The 1832-nt window shown below is 34.4% G+C and carries 1 protein-coding gene, 2 tRNA genes and 1 pseudogene; all 4 read left to right on the top strand.

All coding sequences use genetic code 11. The features are described 5' to 3' along the window. Position 1 precedes the first annotated feature (1 nt). Positions 2-74, top strand: a tRNA-Val gene (locus BLT22_RS12075). 9 nt (positions 75-83) lie between these two features. Next, positions 84-156, top strand: a tRNA-Lys gene (locus tag BLT22_RS12070). Between the two features lie 357 nt (positions 157-513). Next, the gene (locus BLT22_RS12065) at positions 514-984 is read left to right on the top strand and encodes a CtsR family transcriptional regulator (RefSeq protein WP_087060357.1); all 471 of its coding nucleotides are present in this window, start codon (positions 514-516) and stop codon (positions 982-984) included. A gap of 20 nt (positions 985-1004) precedes the next feature. Continuing rightward, positions 1005-1832 (top strand): annotated as a pseudogene (locus BLT22_RS12060) (Clp protease N-terminal domain-containing protein); the annotation flags it as partial.

Raw genomic sequence — 1832 nt, 5'->3', positions numbered from 1 at the left:
TGGAGGTTTAGCTCAGTTGGGAGAGCATCTGCCTTACAAGCAGAGGGTCAGCGGTTCGAGCCCGTTAACCTCCATAGTCTTCTGAGACATTAGCTCAGTCGGTAGAGCATCTGACTTTTAATCAGAGGGTCGCAGGTTCGAACCCTGCATGTCTCATCAGAAATTAAATATTATTTGAAAAGCCATGTAATTTATACATAGGCTTTTTTATTTTTCTGAAATTATATTTCTGATTTGGTTAAAATACTTATCATTATATGGATTTGATTTTAACTGATTAATTATTTAGGCGTTTGGAAATTTATAGATTTATACTATAATCATCACTTGATTCTTGCCACTTTAAAAAATAGTATATCACTGGTATAATGTTATTAGTCAAAGTTAGTCAAAGAAAAAGTGACAACAAATTTAAAGTGAAAAGGAGGGTATTAAGATAAAGACTTGAATGTGATAGTAAAAGAAGATACTATAGGTGCATTCATTAATTATTTATCTTAATAATGATTCAACATGGAAAATCAAAACATGTCAGATATAATTGAAGCCTATTTGAAGAAAGTTTTGAATCAACAGGAGAAAGTTGAAATCAGACGTAGTGAAATTGCTGAACTGTTTGATTGCGTCCCTTCTCAAATTAATTATGTAATTAATACTCGATTTACTATTCAGCAAGGGTACCTCGTTGAAAGTAAGCGTGGTGGCGGAGGCTATATTCGTATCATAAAAGTACAACTTTTAGACGATTCTGATGTTTTAGATACAATGATTGAAATTATTGGAAAAAGTATTTCTGAAAGAGATGCGCAATCAGTTGTACAAAGACTATATGAAAATGATATTATATCAAAAAGAGAAGCTAAATTAATGTTAGTAGCAGTCGATAAGACAATGTACACGGGAGAAAGAATTATAGACAATCAAATTAGAGCGAATATGCTGAAAAGTATGATCGCAAATTTAAAATATGAAGAGCCGAGATAATAGAAGGGCGGATAAATTAAATGAATGAACTTTTTACAGACAAAGCAAAAAAAGCTTTATTAATAGCTCAAGAAGAAGCAAAGGGATTCCGCCATCGTACTGTGGGGACTGAACACTTACTATTAGGGTTAGTGATGGAAACTGAAGGTATCGCTGGAAAATCGCTACGTCAATTGTCTCTATCAGAATAAGAAGTAAGAGAGGAAATTGAACACTTTACTAGTTACGGACCAGGTGAAAAACTACCGGCTAGCGCTGTGCTTCCATATTCTCCAAGAGCACGTCAAGTAATTAAGTATGCAACAGATGAAGCAAAAAGAATGCAAAGAAATTTAGTTGGAACAGAGCACTTGTTACTAGGTCTCTTAAGGGACGAGGATATCCTGTCTTCTAAAATCATGAGCAATTTAGACATCAGTCTTTCTAAGACACGTCAATTAATTCTTAAAAAACTTGGCGTTCAAGAAAGTAAATCTAAAGGAGGATTTAAAGGACGGAGACAGACTAGAAGTCCTAAGTCTGTTGAAGGTACACCAACATTGGATTCGTTAGCACGTAATTTAACACAAGCAGCTAGTGAGGATAGATTAGACCCTATTGTTGGACGTAATAAAGAAGTTAGAAGAATTATTCAGATATTAAGTAGACGTACTAAAAATAATCCTGTATTAGTTGGAGATCCTGGTGTTGGAAAAACTGCAATTGCTGAAGGATTAGCACAAAAAATTGTTGCCGGAGAGGTACCTCCTGCACTAAAAAACAAACGTTTAATGACATTAGATATGGGTTCTTTAGTAGCAGGAACGAAGTATCGTGGCGAATTCGAAGAACGAATGAAAAAAATTATT

It is taken from the genome of Marinilactibacillus psychrotolerans (assembly GCF_900101525.1).
Lineage (GTDB): Bacteria > Bacillota > Bacilli > Lactobacillales > Carnobacteriaceae_A > Marinilactibacillus > Marinilactibacillus psychrotolerans.
This window is presented reverse-complemented; position numbering and strand designations above follow the sequence as displayed.

Excerpts from the sequence above, each read along its gene's own strand:
- BLT22_RS12065 (WP_087060357.1), top strand. The coding sequence starts at position 514 with ATGGAAAATCAAAACATGTCAGATATAATTGAAGCCTATTTGAAGAAA.